At 38.6% G+C, this 917-nt stretch carries 1 protein-coding gene; it reads right to left on the reverse strand.

The genetic code is table 11. The annotated features are described in order from the left end of the window. Positions 1-61: 61 nt before the first annotated feature. A partial coding sequence (locus tag KI369_RS26260; protein WP_212958403.1) for a S8 family peptidase occupies positions 62-917 on the reverse strand: 856 nt, incomplete at its 5' end.

Raw genomic sequence — 917 nt, forward strand, 5'->3', positions numbered from 1 at the left:
TCTCCTTCTATTTTATCGTGCATGAATGGTCGATCGACAGATTAAAACTTCACTTTATTTCTTAAGAGGCTTTCTTTTCTTGTAATTGCTTAGCGTATTGTACAGCCTTATATGCATTGACTCTACCGTTTTTCCAGTACGTACCTGTACCACTAATTTTATCAGAAGTTGACTCAATAATTTGGCGGATTTGTGTATTGCTATATCCTTGATTTGCTAAAAGAGCAGCGACTCCTGCAACGTGGGGTGTTGCCATAGATGTACCACTTAATGATTGATACGTGCTTCCTTTATATGTGGAATATATATTTGAACCTGGTGCTGCAACATCTACCCAGCTACCATAAGTAGAAAATGAAGATTTTCTATCTGATTGATCTGTAGAAGCAACTGCAATTACTTCGCTGTAATAAGCAGGGTAATTAGCTTTTGTATTTCCAGCATTTCCAGCCGCCGCAACAATAACAGAGCCTTTATTCCATGCATATTGAACAGCTTGTTGTAATGCAGTCCCACCATTTTGAGCTCCTAAACTTAAACTAATTACTTTTGCACCTGAATCAGCAGCTTCTCGAATACCTTGCGCTACAGCATCAAGAGTCCCACTTCCTTGATTATCTAATACGCGGACAGCATAAATTGAAGTTTGTGGGGCAACACCAGCAATTCCGACGCTGTTATTCGTAAGTGCTCCAGTAATTCCAGCGCAATGTGTACCATGACCATTACCGTCATCAGAAACATTGTCGTTATCAACATAATCATGCCCGTAAATTACTTTCGAAGATAAATCAGGGTGTGAACCTTGTACTCCTGTATCAATAATAGCTACTTTTACACTAGAATCACTTCGTTGACTATCCCAAGCTAGTGGAGCTTGAATTTTTTGTAATCCATATTGATTTTTATAATATGGA

The organism is Bacillus sanguinis, from assembly GCF_018332475.1.
GTDB classification, from domain to species: domain Bacteria; phylum Bacillota; class Bacilli; order Bacillales; family Bacillaceae_G; genus Bacillus_A; species Bacillus_A sanguinis.